The sequence below is a fragment of the Prosthecobacter debontii genome (assembly GCF_900167535.1).
In the GTDB taxonomy this organism is placed as follows: domain Bacteria; phylum Verrucomicrobiota; class Verrucomicrobiia; order Verrucomicrobiales; family Verrucomicrobiaceae; genus Prosthecobacter; species Prosthecobacter debontii.
Window position 1 is genome coordinate 96,256 of sequence record NZ_FUYE01000010.1, and the last position, 22,594, is coordinate 118,849.

Here is a 22,594-nt window from a genome sequence, read left to right on the forward strand (position 1 = left end):
CAGGATCGCTACCCATCAGAACTGCTGCAGAAAGCGCACATCATTCTCGATGAGATGGCGGATGTCGCTGATGCCGTGGAGGATCATGGCGAGGCGGTCGAGGCCCATGCCGAAGGCGAAGCCTGTGACCTGCTCAGGATCAAACAGGTTATCGCCACGCTTCTTGCTTACTTCGGCGAAGACCGCCGGGTCCACCATACCGCAACCAGCAATCTCGATCCAGCGAGCTTCCTTGCCTTTGGCTTCCAGCTTCACGTCGATCTCGAAGCTCGGCTCCGTGAAGGGGAAGAAGTGGGGGCGGAAACGCACCACGGTTTTCGGCCCGAACACCTCACGAAAGAAGAACTCTAGCGTGCCTTTCAGATCCGCGAGACTGACATCTTTATCCACATACAGGGCCTCGATCTGATTGAAGACGCTCAGGTGGGTCGCATCAATCTCATCGCGTCGATAAGCAGCACCTGGAGCAATGACACGCACGGGAAGAGCCTTCACCGTTTCCATCGTGCGGATCTGCACCGATGACGTGTGGGTGCGCAGGAGACGACCATCGGGAAGATAGAAGGTATCGCTCTCATTGCGTGCAGGGTGATCTGCCGGAGTGTTCAGAGCATCGAAGCAATGCCACTCGGTTTCGATCTCTGGACCATCAGCCAAGGTGAAACCCATACGGCGCAGCGTGCGCACGGCCAGATCGCGAATCTGAGTCAGCGGATGCAAAGTCCCCACGCCAGCTCCAGGACGACCTGGCAGGCTGAGATCAATACCAACCACAGACGCAGCATCCTTCGCGGCTTGCAGTGCTTCCTGGCGGGTGGAGAGCCCGCCAGAGATGGCTTCGCGGACTTCGTTCAGCTTAGCCCCCACCTCTTTCTTCAGATCTGGCGGGACATCACGCATACCTGCGCTCAGGGCGGTCAGTTTACCTTTTTTACCCAGATAGTCGATGCGAAAGGCCTCCAGCGCGGCTTCATCAGACAACGTGTCGAGTGCGGCCAAAGCCTCGGTTTTGAGAGAGTCGAGTTGAGAGAGCATGGGAAATGAAGGCGGAATCGCCAAAGGGGCCGCGATGATGAGCGTGGAATCGTCCCTGTGCAACCTAGAGGTGAAAGGACTGTCTTTCCGACAATCTGGATATTTTCTGCACACATGACGCTAGGTTTTGCTCCATTCCTGTGTTCTTTGGAGTCCCTTCTCGTCCGTTCCGTCGCCGCCACCTGTGAATCCCACCACTGAAACCAGCCTTCGTTTTACCGGGGATTATCCTGCCCTAGCGGTCTGGGGCTTGGCTTTCGGGCTCGCGGCAGCGATGTGGTTTCTCTATCGCCGTGAAGTGCGCCTTCTGTCGAGTCCACTCGCTTGGGTGCCAGCGGCGTTACGTTCGGCGGCCGTATTCTTAGCCGTCCTCGTGCTGTCAGGGCCGGTATTACGCAACGAAACCACGATGCGCCAGCTTGGCCGCGTGATCCTGGCGATTGATACCTCAGCCAGCATGAACCTGGAGGATGATCCTCCCACTGCGGACGGCGAGCCCCCCCCAACTCGCAGCGAAGCACGGATCACACGCGCCCAAAAGCTGCTTCTCGGCGGCACCTCTCCCCTGCTGGACAAACTCAAAGAGACCCAAGACGTTGAATTGGTGCTCCTCCGCGGTGGCCAAACTCAACGTCTATGGTGGCATCGCCAAGGCGGCAAAGATACCTCGGGGGAGATGCCGCAGAGCTTCGATGTCCCAGCTGATGCAGCCACGACGAACCTAGATTCGGTCCTGAGTGAAGCTGTCGCACCTGTAAGCCCAGGGACCGCGCTCGTGTTGTTTTCTGACGGTCAACACAATGGCCCTGGATCACCTGAAGAATTTGCTTCAACGATGCGCCAATCGGGTGTGCCTATTTTCACCATCGGCTTTGGCAGTGAGATTCCTCCGCCGGATCTGAGCATTCTGAATGTCCTCACTGCCGAATCGGTGTTCGCCGAAGAAAACCTGCAAGGACGCATCCTTGTCAGTGACTCCCTTCCTGCTGGCACTCCCGCGCAAGTTCGAATCACCAGCGCCAGCAAGACGCTGTGGGAGCAAAACTTTTCGGCTGAGGGCAAAGGAGAACGCCGGTTCGACTTTACCATTCCAGTCAAAGAACTGCCAGAGAACTCAGCGACTGCGAACGACAAAACCCTCCGCCGTCTCAATGTCCAAGTGGCAGTCCTAGGCGAGCGCTCCAACATCGAAAAAACCCGGGCCAATAACAATCGAGAAATCGCCCTGCACCTGCTCTCCAAAAAGCGCAAGGTCCTCATTCTCGATGGGCGTCCTCGCTGGGAAACTCGCTACATCCACAACCACTTTGATCGCGATGATCGTTGGGAAGTGAAGCTGGTCTTCAATGATTATGCCGAAAAGTCCGACAGCAGTGCCTTGCGCAAAAACTTCCCGCAAACTCGTGAAGAACTCCTGACCTATGATCTCATCCTGCTGGGTGATGTATCCGTCTCGAATTTCAGCAGCCAGCAGTTGGATTGGCTCGTGGAGTTTGTCGAAAAGCGGGGGGGAGGCCTGATTCTTATCGATGGTGCCCACGGTCACTTGCGCACTTGGGCCCAGGGAAAAACAGCTCCACTGATGCCCATCGTTTGGACTGAAAACGCCGCTACATCGGCTCTCAAGAAGATTTCCTGGAAGCTCTCCAGCGATGGCGAACGAGAGACGGCTCTGCGCCTCAGCGATAGCCCCAGCGCCAACTCGACTCTCTGGCCGACCCTACCCGCCATGCGTTGGTTTTCAGTCGCCAAGGCTCTTCCTGGCTCGACCATACTTGCTCATTTCCAGGCCGCAAATCTCCCCACTGATGAAGGACTCCCTGCGGCAGTCTTCCGCCCCGCAGGTGCTGGTGCCGTGCTTTACATCGGCACGGATGATCTGTGGAGATGGCGTTACCAAGTGGGAGATCTTTATCACCAACGCCTGTGGATGCAGCTCGCCGCGTGGATTTCTGCGCCTCCGTTTCAGGCCGAAGATAGACGATTCTCCATTGGCACCGATCACCTCCGTTACACCCCGGGTGAGCCGTCGGAAATCCGTGTTCGCGTCCGCGATTCGTCGGGAAACCTCATGAGCCAAGCCGAGCCTCGAGCCTTTCTTTACCATGAAGGCAAAGAAGTGGCCACGCTTCAACTTGAGCCGGACCCGACCCACTTCGGCATCTACCGCACCCTCACTCCCCCTCTCAAGAGCGGATCCTATGAAGTCGCGGTCGCAGAAAATGCCTCCGCACCCCGCAGCGATCTTCGACTAAGTCTGCATGTCGCCGATCCCGGCAATCCCGAATGGGCGACGCTGACCATGAATCGCCCCTTGCTCGAAACCATGGCCACCGTCACGGGGGGGCGATTCCTCCGCGAGGAACAAGCAGCCTCCGAACTGCCCCAGTTACTTAAATCGGTGGATCGCAAACAGAGCACCGTGAACGAAACACTCTTGTGGTCGAGTTGGTGGTGGTTTGGGGCCATTATTTCGCTCCTCACCGCTGAGTGGCTCCTACGCAAGCGCCTCAGATTAGTGTAAAACCTAGGAATAAAGCAGTTTTTCAACGCCAGACTTTATCCTTCATCTGGCTTTTTTTGAAAAAGTCGCGCAACGAGATCTCGCTGATTGGAGGAGCATTGATTGCCATGTCCTGAACCCAATGACATGAAATGAATTTACTAAAGCTATCCTTATTATCAACACTTTGTGGCAACTTATCATGACAGAGCCGTGAACCTTCACAAGGACTCACAAGCTACTTCAACCAAGTTATTCACCTAATCAACTGACGCCGACGGCTGAACACCCACGGGGTAGGCACCGAGACTGCTTGGATAAAAGGCTAGACAAAAAGTTAAATTTATAAAATATTAAATCTGCATTAACCTTTTTTAAGGAACGCATGAGCACAACACTTGATCCCACAAGACTGCGTTGGTTGCTAAAGCGCCTTCACAGTGATTTCCCCGGAGTTGATTACGCAACTCTCGTTCGATTAGTCATGCAGGCAGAGCAGACCAGTGATTCTGATGAATCCCTCGAAGCCTACTGTTCCCGTGTCCAAGACATGGTCAGAAAACGTCCCGAAGCTCAACAAGAAGGCCTGATCCGCAGCGCCAAAATTGTTTTGCATCGCACGGTTGCCGAACCGCATTTCTCTTAATCAGTCGTTTTTCGATTCCGATCACCAACGCATCCTTGCCAGCAGTTCGTCGAGCAAGTCACCGCGACTCAGCACGTCCAGCGCTGTTTGAGGATTCGTTGGAGTCGGCATTGAGCTAGGCCCACCAATTCTTTCCCAGGCTTCTCGCGTCAGGGGCGGAGACTCCATCATCTCTGCTTCCTGAACGCGCTGCTTCATTTGTTCAGCAACCGCATCCTCAGGAATGGGCACAAGGGCTTCGGTCAGCCAGACTTTGGCCAGAGCCTCGGTGGCTGGTGCCCCCAACTTGGCATCGTAACCAGGGAAAAAACCGCGTCCGGCGAAGATCAGGGCTGCGGTGCCACCATCCTGCGCCCTTGAAACATCCACATCGTTGAAAAAGCTGATCATCGAACGGCTTTCGGCAAGCTTCCGGACCAAATGGATGGTCTCGACACCCGCCAGCGTCGTTTCGGTTTGTTTGGCTAAGGCACAGGCATAGCCTGCCGATTCACCGATCTGCATCCAGATGGGTTCCAGGCGGATCGCACCCCAAGCCACATGAGTGGAACTGACACACACCGGCACGATCAGGTTATCCACCTCACTCGGCAGCAAAGCCCGATACGGCACCTGGGCCGGAAACGTCTCGTGATGCAGCATCATCTTTCCCTCATCCAGACTCGTGCCAACCTTTCCAGGTGTGCAGGCATGGGTATCCATATACCACTCGGCGAAAGCGATACTGTCCGCGTGAGCCGGTGCTCGATCGGCACCTAGCTTGAGCATGAAATCGTGTTGAGTGATCACGTAGCGCCCCCTCAAACGTCGGGCTTCTCGCACATAAAATTCATGTGGGCGATGACCGTTATCGACAAACTCATCCTTCGCCAAGCCATAAGCACCAAAAAACTTCCGACGCTCCGGCGTCACCGAGGGATCGTTTTGCAGAAAGTAGAGCAGCCCCATCGTCGCATTCCAATGCTGATCCATGACCTGCCGCCGCGTTTTCCAATCTCCCTCCACATATGCTTGATGCGGTCCGATGAGCTGAGGCCTATTCCAGCCTATTTTTTGGTTAGGCAAAGGCGATACGATGGATCCAAACTCCAAGGTCTTGAGAAACTCCGGATCATAATCGGCAGGCTTCTCCACGGGCAACCGATTCGCAGGATCGGAGGTCAATGTGGTTCGATAATTGAAGGCCTGAACATTCGAGTCCCCCTCCCCCGTGCTCTCTGGTTTCACGATGATCTGGAAGCCTGGAAATTGACGCAAGTTCAGCCGATCATGTTTCTCCGCCATCTGCGCCGTGGCCTCATCTGGGGGTGTCTTGGACGCTTGCATGTAGATGCGCCCTGCATGCGGTTCTTGGTATTCATCTCGGCTTTCCCGCCCGACTCGATACTCCACGCCTGCCAATGGGAGCAAATCCCCCTCATAGGAGCAATCCGCATAGCTGGCAGCCTGAATCTCCAGAGGCGTGTCCGGCTGTCCCCAAGCCGCAAGATGCAGCTTGGTCAAAAGCCGACCTTCACGCTCTAGCTTCACGGGCACAAACCCCTTCAGCACCGTGATGTTGGGTTCTCGATGCACCAACTCCGTTAAAATTCGCTCCGCCACACGAGCCTCGAACCGCCCGTTGGTATGCCCTGATTTACCCGGTTGCGCCGCTTGGTATTGCGGAGACTTCTCACCATAGGTCGTTCGGTAGTGCTCCATGATCGAGCGCCGCACTTCATCGTAAATGGGAGACCGCTTCCCTTCGTATTGAGTATCCCAGACGCCGAGCCCGTTCGCCAAGATTCCCCCAAGATGCTGCGTGCGATTCAGCAACAGCACGGATAAACCTTCGCGGGCTGCGCGCACCGCCGTCGCTATCCCCCCCGGTGTGGCTTCGACCACCACGAGATCATACTCGGTCTTGATCGGGTCACTCGCCGACAACGACGAAACCGCCACGCCCCACATAGCCAATGTCGAAATGAAATAACGAAAGCGATTCATAGTCCTTCAAGGTTCCTCTTTGATCTGGAATTGGTGCGGCATTGTGCTTCGGCAGCCATTGTTTCAGATCGTCCATCATAGGCCGGGTCGAGACATCACCGGCGAGATTGCACCATTCATGTGGATCTTGGGAGTGAGGATAACGTTTCTCACTGTCATCGGCATAATCCCACTCACTCCGTGAAGTAGAAGCTGAACAGCTTGGCGCGTTCGCCTTTGAACGTGACACGAACCTCACGGCCCTTGATCGCACTTAAATTAGAACCGCTTTTCCATTTCACCACAGCCTGCGTGGCGTTGGTGCGTAGGGTTTCGGAGTCTTCGAGTCCAAAGCCTTCCAGGCTCTTGCCCTCGGCATCGGTCAGGCCGACCTGCAAATGACCGAAAACGGCGGTATCCAGATTGAGAGCGAGGTTCGTTCCATCCACTTTCACCCGCTGGGTCAAGGCGCTGCCGCCGCCAGGAGCGAAGTCGAGCGAGACAAAGCCATCGACACGTTGAACATAACGAAAGATAACGCCGTCAGTTTGGATCTCGCGTGCTTTTTTATCGCCATGTCGAGAGCGAAAACCGGTGCCGTATTGCCAGATCTCTTCGCCACGCATCACCAGCCATGGTCCCATGAAAACCATGTTGGCACTCTCACTTCCTGCGAGGCCTGGGCGTGCATAGGGTGAACGATCATAGCGATGCCAGTGATAGCCATCCCGACTGCCGATGAACTGCACATCGAGCCGACCATCACTGGGGCTTTTCTCACGCTGGAAAAAGGAAGGAAAGCCGATGTACCAACGCGGGTCGAGCGGATAGGGCTGGGCGGAGATGTTGTAAACATCACTGTTGGGTGGATCAATCTCATCGGTTTCCAACACTGTGGGAAAGTCATCCCCGATCACTGGCGGTTTCTCTTTGCCCCAAAGGTAGAGCGTTTTATCGGAAGGTTGGTTAGGCAAGGGGGTGTCCAGATCGGACAACTCAGCACGCACCACCGTGCGATAGCGCTTTTTATCCGCCCGGGTTTCCCAAGCACGCAAATAAAGGGCGTATTTGCCCACACGTTCATCCCAAAACGTGACGGCCTGACTATCGGCGCCGAACTTCAACAAGACGTTCTCATCCCGTGTCCAATGCAGGCCATCGGGGGAATGAAAGCGCAGCATACCACCGTCTTTTTCCCAATGATGCGTGATGTAGTTGTAACGCTTCTGCGGCGGGGCACGTTCATCACGAAAGACCGTTCCTTCGAGAGAACTCAGACCAACGAGGTTGTTATCCTTGCTGCCCTCATGCTCCACGATACCGAGATTCGGCTTGATCCAGTTCACCCCATCGGTGGACTCCGCATAGGCCACATTGGGCACATTCTTCTTGTCGCGACAGATGTACCACATGCGCAGCTTGTCCCCATCGTCCAGGACGGTGAGAAACAGACTGATCATCAATTGCTCCCAGGGCTTATCCGCCCGAATAACGGTTTCACGCTGCTGAGCGGCATTCACATGCAGCGTGGCGTTTTCGGCCTTCGCGATGAACGCCGGATCGAGAAACAAATGGCGCAACGGCTGGGCCGGGGACTGCGCATTCAAAAAGGGAGAGACTGTCAGCAGCAAGCCTGCAAGACCCATTGGAAAGTTCATGGTGGATAGGGGTATGAAGTTTATTGAGCTTGGACTTTCTTCATCACCAGGTTGCCCGTCAAGACGGTCTCCAAACCCTTGTCGGTGATGGCGGAAGCTGTGACGTTGTCACGGATAATGTTGGACTTAGCACCCGGAGCGATTTCGAGCGTGCCGTTGACATGAGTGTTGCCGGTCCAAATCCAGTGACTTGCGTTCAAGGTCGTGGGTCCAGGTTGGCGCAGCATGTTTCCTCTCACCACGATATGGGTCGAAGTCATCGCCTCCTGAGGTTCGGAGAGCAACGCTCCTTCGCAGACATTGTCTGCAAAGATGATATCCTGGACGGTGGTCCTCCCAGCGGTGCGCACATCGTAAAACTGGACATCTCCATCGAAAACATTGCCTGTGAGGGTAATGCCCTCATACACGCACGAGAGCGCTTCCGGGCGGGTCACGAAGCGTGCCGTGCATTTACCTGCGGTATGCTGGTTGCGAAAAACATTCCCTGTGACCACGACATCGCTGATTCTTGAATGTAGAGGTAGCGGCTCCGTACGGAAGAGCAGACAAGGCAAAACCGCTTTCTTCGACACCTCTGGCATCGGCTCCACATGGTTGCCGCTGACTCGGATGTGATGGGAGCCTTCGGTGATATTGATGCCCGTTCGGGTGAAATGGACGATATTGTCGCGGATCTGCACGTTGCGACTGCCAAAGATCACCTGCGGTCCATCCACCACATTGACAATATAGTTGTCCGCGATGAGGCCGCCGTTGCACTCGGCAAGCTCGATCGCTTTGTTGCCACAGGTCTCGATGTAGTTGTTGTGCACCTGCCAGTTTTTGAACTGCGTGGCCATTCGGTCGGCATCAAAGTAACCCGTGCGCACTTTTTCAGGGTCCTCCGAGGCGGCTTTAGCTTCCTCGGCCGGAATGACATGCTTGACCAGATACATCGCTGTGGCCGCCTTCGTGCAACCTACCGCCTGTTTGGCGTCATAGATCCAGCAATGGCGCACGGTGATGTTGTCGCAGGATAGCAGCAGCGATTCCTTTTCATCCAACCGAGCATTGAACCCCATGATGGAACCTCCCCCGATGGCTTTATCATTTCCGGTATAACGTAGGTTTTCGATCACCACATTGTGAGAAGGCACACTCGCCGTGCCGATCCTCATGGGAAAATAACGCAGTTCGTTAGGCGGAGTGGTGGGATCAAGATAGATGTGAGTGGCATACCCTTGCCCACGCAGAGTGATGTTACTCTTGATGACCACGGTTTCATCATCGGCGTGACGGGACAGTTTAAAGTCCCCTGCCCCAAGCAAGACCACACCACCACCGGCAGCAGCCACTTGATCAATAGCTTGCTGTAAAAGGGTATCCGCAATCACATCCGGACCTGGAGCAGGAACGCGCAGTTCAAACCCGGGCGATACAGGGGCAGAAGCCGCAAGCGATGACTGCGACCATAAAACCTGGGTGATGCCCGTGCAGAGTAGAGCGAGAGACAAGAATCGAGACATGAGGTGAAGAATGGAACGTGAAACTTGAGATTAACGTTTCGCCAGCGAGCGCCACAAACCCGCCAAAAAGTCACCCCGTGTTTCGGAATTCGCTGCGGCGGTTTGCTTTTCAGCGGCGTGAACTTTTCGAGCAAGAACCATCGGATCCAATGATCCCTGTTTCAGGCTTTCGAATCCTTCCAACCACACGGTCTTCAGCGCCTCACTCAAAGGTGCATCGAGTCGGGCATCATAGGTGGAAAAGAAACCCTGGGTGCCAAAATACTGAGCGGCTGCTACACGCGGATCGTCCGAAGTGACATCCACATCATTGAAGAAGCTGATCATCACATGGCTGGAAGCGAGCTTACGCATGAGCAGATCGGGATCGAGCTTCGCGGGCGTTGTGCTGTTTTGCGTGGCTAGGGCCGCAGCAAAACCCGCCGCCTCTCCCGCCTGCATCCACACAGGTTCCAGGCGAATGGAACCCCAGCCCACATGCGAGGCGGACAAGGGCACCGGCACTAACAGATTATCCACCTCCTGAGCCAACAAACAACGGTAGGGCACCTGCGCCGGACGGCTTTCTTCCGCAAGGAAAAAGATGCCATCGTCATGCCCCCCTGGCACGCTGCGATCCAGGCAGGCCACCGAATCCACGGGCCAATCCGTGATAGCAATGCTGTCCGCATGAATGGGAGTCCGGCCGATGCCGTCCGCGACTTTATTGTCATGCTCTGTAAAGACAGAGCGCCCAACTAAGCGCCGAGCCTCGCGCACATAGATTTCATAGGGCACGTGATGGTTGTCGGGGAACTCGTCGGCCGCCAGACCGTAACCCGCGAACTGTTTGCGCTCTTTCTCCGATGCCTCAGGATCGTTCTGCATCCACCACAGGCGCATGAGCATGGCCTCCAGGTAACGCTTGGAAATGGCCTCACGCGTGGGCCAATCCGCCGCTGGATAGTCATTCTGCGGACCGATAAGACGGCCACCATTCCAAGCGACTTTACCGTTGGGAAGATTCGGCACAAAACCACCCCCACCCGCTGATTTAGCCATAGCGTCGTCGTAGTTGGCAGGCTTGGTCACCATGATCCTATTCGCTGGATCGCGAGTGAGGATAAGCCGGTAGTTATAAGCCATCACTGAGCCATCGGCTTCACCACTATCAGGTCCCTCTAGGATCTCGGCTGTGGCATGACTGTTGTAACGAATGTTGAGGCGGCCTTCATCGGCATCTTTGGGGAAGCCGCGTTGACCTGGAGCCTTTTCACGTTCTGCGGTGTAAATGACGCCCGCATGAGGTTCATTGTACTGGCTGCGAGCCTCACGGCCAATCTGAGATTTCACGCCAGCGGCCGCAATGAGATCGCCTTCATACATGCCATCGGCAAAGATCTTCGCCCTGACCTTCACCACGTCTTTGCCGTTCCCATGCAAGGCTTGGAGTGTCACACTTTTGAGCAAACTCCCTTCACGCTCGGCCTGAGTCACAATGTGACCTAACAAAACGGTGAGATTTTTTTCCTTCTCAACCATCTGATTGAAAAGCATCTCCGCAATCCGAGGCTCCACCTTCGGACGATCAATATGTGCTCGGCTAGTGGCACTGGGCATGGAAGCCAAATATTGAGGCGATTTCTCACCATAGGTCTCCCGATAGTAGGTCGAGATACCTCGCAGCATCTCCGCGTAGAGTGGAGACCGGAGACCATCATACGGAGCCTCCCAACCACCGGCACCACTGGTGATGAAGCCGCCCAAATGCTGTGTGTGATTGACCAGCAACACGCTCAAGCCTTCCCGTGCCGCGCGCACGGCTGTGGCGATACCTCCCGGTGTTCCGCCAATCACCACGAGGTCGTAGCTTTGACCATTCACCACATCGGGAGCCGCTGCAGATTTCAGCAGCATCGGTGCAGGGATCTTAACCTCAACCGGTGGCTGCACGGATGTGGATGACTGAAGCGAAAAACCTGCATCCGCACGGGTGTTACGTTCCACCTTGGCCTCGGCTTCAGGAACGATCTGTAAACCATCCACAACCGCATAACCACTCTTCGCCTTGGACAAGATGCGAATGGTCGCCTTTTTGCCTTTAACGAACTCGAACACCCCGAGCGAATGAGGAATGCCTTCTTCCAAGCACTCCTCACGTTGGTTCAAGGTCACCTTCTTTTCACCTTGGGCATCTTGAATCAGGATCTCCACCTTGCTGCTGCGGTTCGAGGAAGCCACATAGAGTAACCGCACTTCGTAACGCCCATCAGCAGGAATATCTGGCGTAAAGGTGGCGCTGCCGTCTTGAGTGGTGGCTTGATATCCGGTGCCCGTGAGAAAGCCGATCTTACTGCCCCCAGTGATCCATTGGCCCTCATACCGAGCTTGATCGTCATCCAATAGAATGCCAGCCACCTTCGCTTGTGAAATGCCGGTTGTTTTCTCCATCGCATCCGTCTCCTTGAGCTGGAAGCGAGTGCTCACCACGGAGTGCTTATCTGGGCCTTCACGATATTTGACGTAGGTGGTGGCTACGAAGGTGCCATCGGGCAGCACTTCCAAACCTGGATAACCGCAATCGCTACGAGCATGGCTGTGCAGCAGCTTGATTTTGTATTCACCATCCTTACCTGAGATGATATCCTCATAACGTCCCACCCAAGCCACGAAGTGGTTACGGGTAGGGCTGCTGGCCCCCATATCGCGGAAGGTCACCACCAATCGCCCATCGGGAGCATACTTGGCTTTGTGGCGATCCCCATGCAGGCCGGGAGGTAATGTTTTCACATCGGACCAGGTGCGACCTTCATCATCACTGGTGATGAAGTGACTGCCGTGCGTGCGGATGTTTTCACGGATCAGACAGAGGAGTTGTTTGCCATCGGGTGAACGCACCACTTCGGGTTCACAAGGCTTGAGGTCGCCGAGGTCCACCAGCACACGCCAGGGACTCCAGGTCAGGCCGCCATCCAGCGATTCACTCTGCGTGACGATGTTTGACCTCGGGTCCTTCGTTTCCCCTGGACGACGGATATTGGATAGACCAATCAAGCGCTTACCGCCATCCACGGGCGTGATGGTGCAAAAGGGCATCACACAGTCGAGGCCATTCGCTTTCATCTCCGTCCAGGTTTTCCCCTGATCCAGAGAGTAGGCCTGATGCATGCCGCCGTTGTCGGGATGGCGTGTGCCTCCTGGTCCCTGCCCCGCAAACACAAAGAGACGTGAGACGCCCTGGGGATCGGTCAGCCAATAAAGGGCGGGACAGTTGCGTGTCGTGGCCCAGTTCTCCGGCACGGGCAGCAGCTCACTCCAGGTCTGGCCGCCATCTTCACTGCGTTTCATCGGTCCACAACCACCACCGTGTCCATAGGTCCAGACGCAATACATGGTTTTGCCATCGGGGAGTAGGACGGTCGTAGGATGTCCCTGATAGATCTCAGGGGTGCCTTGGGCGACGATGACGTGGCGAGAGGTGTCTTTAGAAAGATCCACAAGGAGCGGATGATCAGCCCCCGTGAGATGACCCGCTATAAGCCCTAAGGCCGTAACGAAAAGCGTAGAAAAACGAAACATGGTTCGAGTTAACAAAAGGTTGGTATCCGTGCAGTGCCGAAGCGATTCCGTGAAGCCTTCAGTGAGCACCGCTGTTACCGTGCTTCCACTCGAGGACTTGGCCATCCTGATCCAGACGCTGGCGCAGTTTTGCATAGTCCACTTTTTGAATCGGCGTCTGATCCTCAATCGCCATCACCGCAGCCGTGGCGGCGCTTTGGCTCGTGACCATAAAGACCGGCTCCATGCGCAGGCTGCTAAAAGCCGTGTGGCTACAGCTCAGAGCAAATGTGACCAGAAGGTTGTCGCACTCGGCCTGCTTGGGCACGATGCAGTCATAGCCAATGTGATACGGACCAAAACCACCTCGCCCACCCGCAGTCTTGCCCTCACGGATCACGACGCCGTCTTTGACAATGCGGCGGATCTCATGCGTATCGGTGCCATAGCTGCCGAGGCTAATCGGTTTAGGGGCAACTTCTCGACCGAACGTATGATGTTCTGTCAGCACAAGGTCACTGACCATGCGTCGTGCCTCACGGACATAGATCTGATGTGGCCAGCCGCCGGTATCTTTGAATTCGTCCTTGGGCAAACCAAAGCGCTTCATGTCTTGGCGCACTTTCTCAGGCACACGTGAGTCGGTGGCGAGGAAATGCAGAAGGCCCCGATGATAGTTCTCGTGCTCTTTGGCAATTTCATCCCGTCGCGCGTAAGTCGCCTCAGGCCATTCATGGCTGGCTCCCGGCAGATTGCCACCAAAGGTCGCCGTGTTGAAATCCCATTTCTGGTTAGGCAAGGCATCGTATTTGGAAAACCAGCGCAAATCCATATCGTCCCCGTTGGCCAAACAAGCCTCGATGAAACGCACCACGATTTCATATCGCTTTGGATCGTAACCCGGTGGTGGAGCAATCGGAATGCTATTTGCAGGATCGGTGGTTAAGCAGAGACGGTAGCAGTAAGCCTGCACGCCAGGGGCAGCCTCTCCAGGAGTTCCAGGTTCACCCTCCTGAATCAAAGGCAAAAGCCCGCTCTTGGGATCGCCTTTGATCACATAAGGATCGAGGGGGAAGTCACGATCCCACACGCCTTGTCCACCCGTCACACGCCCCGTTTCTCCTGGCATGAGATGCCCCGTGCGAGGACGATACTTCTCATCATAATAGATGCCGTTGTAGGTCTCGCCATACTTCGCATTGCCTTCTCTCATCAGGGAGTAGCTCACCCCTGCCTTCGCCATCAGATCGCCTTCATAGGTGGCATCGATAAACATCTTCGCGCGGAAAACGGTGCCATCCTCCGTCACAATCTCGGTGATGCGCGCGCCATCCTTCACAGCCCGTGCGAGACGTGCTTTAAAGTGCACCTTCACTCCCGCCTCGCGTGCCATCGCATCAAAGACGCCTTCGGCCTTATGAGGCTCGATGGCATAGGCGCCACCTGTGGCTGGGCCACCGCCTTTCGCGACGAAGGGTTTATCCCAGGCCAGCACCACGCCCACTGTTGCGGCGAGTTGGGTGAAGTATTCACGAGCGATGCCACCGACACTGCGAGGATCGCCGATATCCACCGCACTCAAGCCCCCCGAAGTCATGCCACCGAGATGCTTCCCCGGTTCGGCAATCACGGTGCTTTTCCCCATACGAGCCGCCTGAACGGCCGCCGCGACACCACCGCTGGTGCCACCATACACACACACCTCGGATTCAATAACGGCAGCTTGGGCACTCGCAAAACCAAGCCCCAAACAACTCAAGAGGGCAAAACGACAATGAAACTGGCGATGGAAGAAACGCATCATGGTGGAGCTATTCTAAACGACCACCCCAACCCTCAACTAACTGGTCAATCCCACCAACCAGTGCAAGTTTCTCTCAGGGGGCTGCTGGAGCTGCCGCGTTTTTAAAGGCGTAAAGCACCCCATCATCCGCACCGACGAGCACATAGTCACCGGCAACCGCAGGCGATGTCTTCACCGCCGCCCCGATCTCGTAGGACCACAGCTCCTTCCCGTCCTTCAAATCGAGCGCATATACATAGCCATCATCGCAGCCGAAAACCGCTGCTTTACCGGCACAGATCACCGCACTGCTGTCGATGCGATCCCGGCAGCGATACTCCCAGAGCTGCTCACCGGTGACACGATCAATCGCATGGAAGCGCTTATCCCGGCCTCCCACGTAGACACCCTTTTCCCAAATAGCAGGGCCAGCATAAAACTCAAACTCACGCTCACCGTATTCCCAGATCTTGGCTCCATCGTTGAGACTGTAGGCGCTCACACGATTGCCATAGTGAGACACATAGACCACCCCATCGGCAATCGCCACGTTGTTACCGATGTAGGCCCCCACTTCGATCTGACGCTTTTCTTCGCCATTCGTCACGTCGTGAACGTGCAGCACACTGTCACAGCCGCCAAAGACCACCACGCCCTCGCCCACCGCAGCGCCGCCATTGATGTAGTAGCCCGTCTCCGCCGCCCAGTCACTTTTCCCCGTCTTGGCATCCAGGCAATAGACCTTGTAGTCATAGCTGCCGATGAGGATTTTCTGCACGCCCGTTTGGGGATCGGTCCAGGTGTTGGCCGCCGCATGAATCTCAGCCTCCGTTTCAAACTTCCAGGCTTCTTGACCCGTCTCCGCATTCCAGGCATACACGAACCCATCCTGGCAACCCGCCACGACCAGATCACCCGCAAAGGAAGCAGCCCCGTCAAAGGCCCCTTTCGCCGTGGTTTCCCAGACTTTCTGGCCCGTCTTCAGATCAATCGCATAGAACTGCCCATCTTTGCACCCCGCATAGACTTTCCCCGCCTTGACCACCGCACTGCTGACCAGCATCTCCGCCTGCCCCTTGGGTTTGTCCTGCAGCTTAAACTCCCACGCGAGTTCTAGAGGAAACCGCAGTTCCTGGGGAGACACCCCCGTCATGGACTCATTGCCACGAGTGAAAACCCAATCGCCAGCCACCTGCCCCACCGCCTGTTGCATGGGAATCACCGAGAGAGAGGCCGAGACGAGAAAAGCAAACACTGGATTCATGAAGAGAAATACGGTTCGAGACTTCATTCATGGCATAAAAGATGGGTCGATGAAATCCCAACGTTCCTCGCCGCCGTTTTGAGCATCATAAGAGGACAACACGGACTCTCTGTCCTCATTTTTCATTCGGGGTCCATCCGTGATGGCGTGATCCAGTCTCCGTTGACTCCATTTATATGCATTTAATCATAAGAATTATTTGCAACGTTTTCAAGCCATGGATATTTTACAGTCAGTCATCAGTTCATTCTGAAGACCGAATGATGAAGAGTTTAAAGCAATGACTCAAAGCATCAGGCCTCCTTCAATCCTTGATTTAACGGTGCTCACCTCTCGTTCATGGCCGGAAAGGAACCGATGACAATCAATTCAAACCGATATTGCGGCACACTAATCACACTGTTCGCCCGACTTGCCACATCTCCATCCAATGATACCAATCCTTCAAGTCCTTGATAACCACCGTCAAAAATATCTGAAATCGTGCTCCGCGTCTCTAGTGGAGATTCTCCTAAAGTTTCACGAGAAAGTCCCGCTGGATTATTTTGAGCTTCAGGACCAATACCAAAACGAGAACATTGGATTGACTCATTTTCGCGACCAAGAAATACAGGGGTTACACATCCATTGTCATAGCGAATCTACAGGCCATGAGACTCAGGAATCGGCGGGACTTCCTTATCTCCTGACGAAGCTAAGCGAACGAGGCAATGGGGAGGGACGCCAAACATATCGACATGGCTTCCCCCTGTTAGGGACCAATCCAATTCAATAACTGATTTGATATATGGCAGTTGCCCCAATGTGTAGCAAACGTGTATGGGGCAATAGTATATGCGGGCTCTGAATCCAACGCGGGCGACCAAGGCGCTGCACCCAACGGGCGTTCGCCCGTGTTAGCAGCCGCGTTTTCACCCGCCCGTGGGTGAACTAAGTCGATAGCCAAAAATAATCATGCGATCCGCAGCAGACGAAGCTCTCAAATCAGTCGTGGTTCCCGACCTTCGGGTTCGTGGCTTTAAGGGAAGTTACCCCAATTTCTTTCGAGATCGTGGTGGTCATATCGATTTGCTGACTTTTCAATTCAGGTCGAGTGGCCACAGTTACGTCTGTGAGATCTCATTCGTGGACCAAGATAAATCGAATGTCGCAATCTACAAGGATACGGAGCCCAAGAAGCTTCGCACCAATCAGACCAGAATTCGCTTACGACTCGGGTCGTCACCTGATCGAGGAGTGAATGATCACTGGTTCTGTGTGGAGACCGTTGATGCAGTGAAGGCAGCACATGAAGTTGTTGCGCTCATCGAGTCCCAAGGTGAGCCCTGGTGGTTCGAACACCAAAGAAGAGCAGCTATCAAGTCGTGAGTGGCAAATGGCGATAATGCCCCTTCTTGAATCGGAGCTTGATCTCGCCGTTTCTACCACTCCACGTTAGGCAAAATCGAACGATGATTCCGGAAGCTCTAATTGCGTATCGAAGAACAGGTGGAGCTGAATTCGCCTTCACAGACGGTGCTCCCGGCTATTTCCAGCTCTGGCCTGAAAATGAAATCCAGCAGTGGAACCTCGATTATCAAGTCTCCGAATATGCCCCCGGATTTATCGGATTCGGCAGCGATGGCGGAGGCGAGATGTTAGCGTTCGATAAAACGGGGGCGGTTTATATGATCCCATTCATTGGCATGTCACCCGAGGACGCCCAAAAGATTGCCGAGTCTTGGTCCGAAATAGCCCAACGAATCGAAAAATGAAAACTGAATCTGACAAGGAGCTAGTGACAACTTCGGTAGCTGTCATAGATTGTGGTTTCGCACGCTCCGCGCCATTTGCCTCCTCGACTCATCTTTGATGTTCACCTAAAATTCCATTTCCGATGTCCGATCTGCCAGCCAGTCCGAAGCAGGTAGCCTACCTCTCCTATATGGGCATCAGTGAGGCAGCAACGATGACTCGAAGAGAAGCGTCTGTGCGCATTGATACACTGATGGACAGTGCCTCGCAGGAAGAATGGAACTGGCTATATGAGCGACAGGGAGAGTGGCTGACAGATCGATTTATATTGTATCCCGACCTATACACCTCGGAGTTCCAGCGGTATCTTGATGACCAGCTACCGGATGCACTTCATACGTATGTGCGAGGGAGAGTTACCGGAGCCGCTGAGACCCTCACTAAGGCTAAGATCAGGAAAGTGATTCATGCCATTACGGCTGAAGACCGAGAATGGTGGCGTTCGCCACAGAGGAAGGAAGTCTTCTTTGACAGACTATCCCGCATGTTTCCAGGCTGCTGTGAGGGAGGCCCGCGAGTTCGTTCACACCGAGAAGGGCCCAAGATTGAGCAACAACGATTCTCACTGTTAGATCACTCTACATTAGGATCACTGTTACGCCACTATACCGAGTTTTGTGAGCCTTGGGAGGTCACGCTGAGTGACGGCAGCACATCAGGCAGTCCCCAGGAGCTACTTGAGTCGCTAGATGCCGACTGGTTGACCACGCAGATCACCGAATATCGAGGGGATGCCGATGGCAGTCACTACACCGTGACGAGGAAGAGGCTATTTGGGACTAAGAGCCGAACGTTCACTCCCATATGGCACCAGGAGCGGCACGGTTGGACGGACTCGGGTGTTGGCAGCAAGGCCGTTCACTATTTTGTCCCTCGCTCGTGGATTGTTAATCCGCCATACACGTCGGAGGGAATGCTCATCTCATTGTGTAAGAAGGCTTGGATAAGTAATGGCTTGCCCTTTTACCCGGTTGATCCCCGACGGACGTTTTGCCGAGTTTGCACATCACACCATGAAAGTTGGAACAACCAACAGACCTAACACAAAGGCGAACAAAACAGATGTAGTCAATGACTCGTATGGCACCGGTCGTGTCATCGACGTTTCGCCGCTCGCTGTCGTCTGCCCTCGATCATCAAACACCTCACCCACCCATGCATTGGCGTGAGCCCATAGAAACCATCCAAGCCCGAGAACGGTTTTGGAACCAGCCCAGAATCACCGCCCCGATCATGCTGGCGGTGACGGCCTTGGGCGCATTCGGTGGAGCACTCCTCGGCACCCTTGCCATCCGCGTCCTGACCGGCGGTTGGCACTGGCCGACAGCGCCCTTGCTGGGCACCATTTTCGGAGGGTTCTTCGGATTGGCCGTCTCCTATCCCCAACGTCTTCAGGTTTCGACGCAGGAGATTGAACTTCGTTCCGATGACTTTTCGGTGCGGGATGAGACCCAAGAGCGTCAACTGCGCTATGACCAACTCCGTGGCTACTCGCTCATGGAGTCCCTGAGCGACGGCCATCGTCTCCGCCTGCTGGTGCTTTATCCGCAATCTGGACGCGCCCTGTCGATAGGCCTCCCGGAGAGTGTGACGGACGCACAGATTCACGCTTACCTGAGTGACCATGCACCCTTCGTGACCATCATTGATGATGAAGCCCTCCAATGCCCCGCGTCATGATGCCAGATGTCTGGCATCCTGGCTCGTTTTGGCGGGGTTGGGCAGGTTTTTCCGGCCATGGGCATGCTTTCCTGGAATCAGGGCCCGTTGTCTGAAATCCAGGCTAGTTTTTGCCAGACATGGCTAGTTTTTTCAGAAACTAGCGTGCTTTTCTGAAATCATGGCTAGTTGTTCCGAAAGGTAGCCATGGTTCGAAAAAAACTAGCGATGGCCAAGAAAAACTAGCGTGACTTCAGCCTGTTTGATTCGGGTTTCGCTCTTCGGTGATGTCTTCAAACTCTTCAATGATTTACAACCATCCAGGAAGCGCATGGAGAGGAGCGCGGACACTTTGTCCGCCATCTCCAAATGGCGGCGAAGCCGCGAAGAAGATGGTGCGGGCAGGAGTGCCCACGCTCCTCTCGCGGTAAGTCGGCTTCCTTGCCGAACACGACCGAGCGTGCGTTGCTCGATACCACGGGCTGAAAAAGAAAAACCGGTGGCCTAGAACCACCGGTTTTCAAAAGTCAGGTCCGTGCGCAGGGCATCAGTGCGACACCTCCGCCGGAGCATCCAGATCCTTCGGCGGCCAGAAGGCGAACAGAAGGAGCAGTGCTGCGGCCAGAGACATGCCAGTGGGCCACAAGAAAAGCTCTTTGTAGTTCACCACACCGTCCGTAGTCAGATGGCCCTGAAGAGGAATGAAAACCAATTTGGCAGCGAGATCGCCCACACCGAGCACCAGCAGGTTGAAGAGTCCTTGAGCACTGGAGCGAACGTCTTTCGGGAACGCGGCATCAATGAAGATGTAGAGGGTGGCAAAAAAGAACGCGTAGCAGATTCCGTGTAAGACCTGAACGGCGATGATCATGGTCTGATTCTGGGGCATGAAGGCAAAGACGGCGAAGCGTGCGGCATGACCGAGAACGCCTAAGATCATGGTCGTTTTCCAGCCCATGCGGGAAAGGAACCAGCCCAACATCGCCATCGTCAAGATTTCAGCCACCTGCCCGATGCTCATCACCGGCATGATCCACTTGGCCTCAATGCCGACCGTCGAACTGCCCAGGAAACCTCCAGCCATCAAGAAGTAACCGTTGTGAATCGTCGAGTCGATAAAGGTGACGATGAACAACACCAGGATAAACGGCTTCTTCAGAAAAGTAACTGCACGCAACCAAGCGAAGCTGCCTTCACCCTTCGCCGCAGGCTTCGGTGGAGTGTGAGGCAAGCCCAGGCTGTAAACCGCCAGCACTAAAGACGCGATCCCTGAGACGAGGAAAATGTTGCGGCTCGCCGCGACGGCCTCAGCTCCAGCTTTTCCCTCAAGCACAAAATAGAGCGGCCAAGCTGCGAGCATCCATCCGATCGTCCCCCCCATTCTGACCAGGCCGAACTCTTTCTGAGCATCCTTCAGGTGAGTGAAGGCAATGGAGTTAGAAACCGAAATGGTCGGCACGTAGAGAATCGAATGCAAAAGCATCAATCCAAAGAAGGTGGGGAAATCCTTCACCCAATACATGCCTAAAATCGCCAGGCCACCGACCAGATGGCTAAACGCCATGAACTTCTCCGCAGCGAAATTCCGGTCGGCAAATTGGTTGCTGAAGAAGATTCCCAAAAACGAGGCAATCACGAAGGCAGTTCCAACCCAGGTGATTTGAGTTTCTGAAAAAGCCAAACCATCCTTGCCCATGTAGCCCCAAATCAGCGGCAACCACGCCCCCCAGATGAAGAACTCCAGGACCATCATGACGAATAGCTTCTTGGCAGCGGGGGATTTCATAGAATAAGGAGGGAAAGCGCAGCAGAGTAGGAAGCTGAACCAACGCTGGCAAGACAGGATTCCTGGCAAAGCATTTCCGTTTTCATTGCCGTCACCCTTGGACCAGTTTGGCAAAGAGCACGCCGCTCTTGTCATTCCCGCACTCCGGGCTAACAGTCGCGCCCCACCTGCGTATTGTCTGACCGATACGCCATGCTTTCCGATCCTTTTTTAAACATGACCGCCGAAACTACCCCCATCGAACATACCGAGGAAATCAATGCCCGCATCCTGGCGGTCAGTGAGGACCGGGTGAAAGGATTTCACCGGCACCCGTTCCAGTTCATTGCCGAGGAAAGCGGCGTGCCCTTCGAAACGGTCGTCGAACGCATCCGCGCCATGCTGAAAGGCGGCGTGATCCGTCGCGTCCGCCAGACTTTGCTGGCCAACAAGCTGGCTGAAGGTGCCTTGGTGGCCTGGAAAGTGCCGAACGACAAGCTGGATGCGGCCTTTGACTTCATGTTCAAGCAGGACCCCTTCAGTGGTCACGTGGTGCTGCGCTCCACCGACCGTGAGGTCAGTGGCAGTGACTACAAACTCTGGACCACTCTGAAGACCCCCCAAGGCACCGACATGCGTGAGCATGCCGATGTGCTCAAACGCCTCACAGGTGCGGAAGAATACCTGCTCATGCCTGCCCACGGCATCTTTGCCCTCGGCGTCGGTCACGTGCGCCGTAAGACGATGGAGCCCGGCGAAAAAGCGGATGAACCCGCCAAGATGATGACCACTAACATCGCCGATATGGATGAAGAGGAGTGGAACGTGCTTCTGCATCTCAAAGGCGAACTCTCGGCGGAAGAAGTCGGCCCTGAACCTTGGGCAGGTCGTGCGGAAGCGGCAGGCACCACGCTGGAGCGCTTCTGTGAAGTGGCCAAGAACCTCGATAAGAAAGGCGTCATCGGTCGCTTCTCCACCTTCCTGGAACACGTCAAGCCCAGCCAGGCCGGCGTGCGGGTGACCCGCTTCAACGGCCTTTTCCACTGGAAAGTGCCCGATGGCATGCAGGAGCGTGGCGGTGGCGAAGTAGGCCGCCATACCATCATGACCCACTGCTACTGGCGCGAGGGAGGTCCTCGTTTTGGCAACGTCAATATCATGGGCGTGGTGCACGGCACCGACAAAGACCTGATCATGAAACACAAGGAAGCCATTGATGCCCACCTGGCCTCCATCGGCATCCCAGTGGAATACACCAACGTCTTCTGGGGCGGTCGCAGTGAGATCAAGCCCAGCGAGATCAGCCCCATCGTCTATCGCGAATGGCACCAGAAGTGGGCTGGCGTGGAAGGACCTGTGGTCTAGTCCTGCACTGACATTGATTGAGCAATCCTCGTTACATCCCTTTCTCCCTCTGTGGTGAAAGGGATGTTTGCTAATGCGCTCTTTCTAACAAAAAATCCTCGCGAGATTTCAT

At 55.0% G+C, this 22,594-nt stretch carries 14 protein-coding genes; 6 read left to right on the forward strand and 8 right to left on the reverse strand.

The window, feature by feature from the left end:
• Positions 1-15 precede the first annotated feature (15 nt).
• The gene (pheS, locus tag B5D61_RS15535) at positions 16-1,035 is read right to left on the reverse strand and encodes a phenylalanine--tRNA ligase subunit alpha (RefSeq protein ID WP_078814399.1); all 1,020 of its coding nucleotides are present in this window, start codon (positions 1,033-1,035) and stop codon (positions 16-18) included.
• Between the two features lie 184 nt (positions 1,036-1,219).
• Here pheS and B5D61_RS15540 point away from each other — a divergent pair, with 184 nt between their 5' ends.
• Both B5D61_RS15540 and B5D61_RS25795 read left to right on the forward strand, forming a co-directional pair.
• The gene (locus tag B5D61_RS15540) at positions 1,220-3,559 is read left to right on the forward strand and encodes a vWA domain-containing protein (RefSeq protein WP_078814329.1); all 2,340 of its coding nucleotides are present in this window, start codon (positions 1,220-1,222) and stop codon (positions 3,557-3,559) included.
• Positions 3,560-3,923: 364 nt separating this feature from the next.
• The gene (locus tag B5D61_RS25795; protein WP_139373291.1) at positions 3,924-4,184 is read left to right on the forward strand and encodes a hypothetical protein; all 261 of its coding nucleotides are present in this window, start codon (positions 3,924-3,926) and stop codon (positions 4,182-4,184) included.
• Between the two features lie 21 nt (positions 4,185-4,205).
• On the opposite strand, the gene B5D61_RS15545 is transcribed toward B5D61_RS25795, so the two are convergent.
• The 6 genes from B5D61_RS15545 to B5D61_RS15575 all read right to left on the reverse strand — a co-directional run bounded on the left by B5D61_RS15545 (position 4,206) and on the right by B5D61_RS15575 (position 15,899).
• A complete protein-coding gene (locus B5D61_RS15545) occupies positions 4,206-6,170 on the reverse strand; it encodes an FAD-dependent oxidoreductase (protein ID WP_078814330.1) in 1,965 nt (654 codons plus the stop codon).
• Positions 6,171-6,343: 173 nt separating this feature from the next.
• Positions 6,344-7,807, reverse strand: coding sequence for a glycoside hydrolase family protein (locus B5D61_RS15550; RefSeq protein ID WP_139373292.1), 1,464 nt, complete (start codon positions 7,805-7,807; stop codon positions 6,344-6,346).
• 20 nt (positions 7,808-7,827) lie between these two features.
• Positions 7,828-9,315, reverse strand: coding sequence for a right-handed parallel beta-helix repeat-containing protein (locus B5D61_RS15555; protein ID WP_078814332.1), 1,488 nt, complete (start codon positions 9,313-9,315; stop codon positions 7,828-7,830).
• A 30-nt stretch (positions 9,316-9,345) separates the two neighbouring features.
• Positions 9,346-12,873 carry an FAD-dependent oxidoreductase gene (locus B5D61_RS26670; protein WP_217698991.1) on the reverse strand — a complete coding sequence of 1,176 codons (3,528 nt, stop codon included), beginning with the start codon at positions 12,871-12,873 and terminating at the stop codon, positions 9,346-9,348.
• A gap of 58 nt (positions 12,874-12,931) precedes the next feature.
• Positions 12,932-14,656, reverse strand: coding sequence for an FAD-dependent oxidoreductase (locus B5D61_RS15570; RefSeq protein ID WP_078814333.1), 1,725 nt, complete (start codon positions 14,654-14,656; stop codon positions 12,932-12,934).
• Between the two features lie 73 nt (positions 14,657-14,729).
• Positions 14,730-15,899 carry an outer membrane protein assembly factor BamB family protein gene (locus B5D61_RS15575; RefSeq protein ID WP_176159467.1) on the reverse strand — a complete coding sequence of 390 codons (1,170 nt, stop codon included), beginning with the start codon at positions 15,897-15,899 and terminating at the stop codon, positions 14,730-14,732.
• 954 nt (positions 15,900-16,853) lie between these two features.
• Here B5D61_RS15575 and B5D61_RS27205 point away from each other — a divergent pair.
• The 3 genes from B5D61_RS27205 (at position 16,854) to B5D61_RS15600 (ending at position 19,373) form a co-directional block, all read left to right on the forward strand.
• Positions 16,854-17,267 carry a DUF4304 domain-containing protein gene (locus B5D61_RS27205; RefSeq protein ID WP_078814336.1) on the forward strand — a complete coding sequence of 138 codons (414 nt, stop codon included), beginning with the start codon at positions 16,854-16,856 and terminating at the stop codon, positions 17,265-17,267.
• Between the two features lie 83 nt (positions 17,268-17,350).
• On the forward strand, positions 17,351-17,653 hold the full coding sequence (locus tag B5D61_RS15590; RefSeq protein ID WP_078814337.1) for an SMI1/KNR4 family protein: 303 nt from the start codon (positions 17,351-17,353) through the stop codon (positions 17,651-17,653).
• A gap of 1,195 nt (positions 17,654-18,848) precedes the next feature.
• Entirely contained in the window at positions 18,849-19,373 is a 525-nt protein-coding gene (locus tag B5D61_RS15600; RefSeq protein WP_078814339.1) for a hypothetical protein, read from the forward strand.
• Between the two features lie 526 nt (positions 19,374-19,899).
• Here the strand turns inward: B5D61_RS15600 and B5D61_RS15605 are convergent.
• The gene (locus B5D61_RS15605) at positions 19,900-21,138 is read right to left on the reverse strand and encodes a nucleoside permease (RefSeq protein WP_078814340.1); all 1,239 of its coding nucleotides are present in this window, start codon (positions 21,136-21,138) and stop codon (positions 19,900-19,902) included.
• A gap of 216 nt (positions 21,139-21,354) precedes the next feature.
• On the opposite strand from B5D61_RS15605, the gene B5D61_RS15610 reads away from it, so the two are divergent.
• On the forward strand, positions 21,355-22,482 hold the full coding sequence (locus tag B5D61_RS15610) for an Lrp/AsnC family transcriptional regulator (protein ID WP_078814401.1): 1,128 nt from the start codon (positions 21,355-21,357) through the stop codon (positions 22,480-22,482).
• The last annotated feature ends 112 nt before the right edge of the window (positions 22,483-22,594 follow it).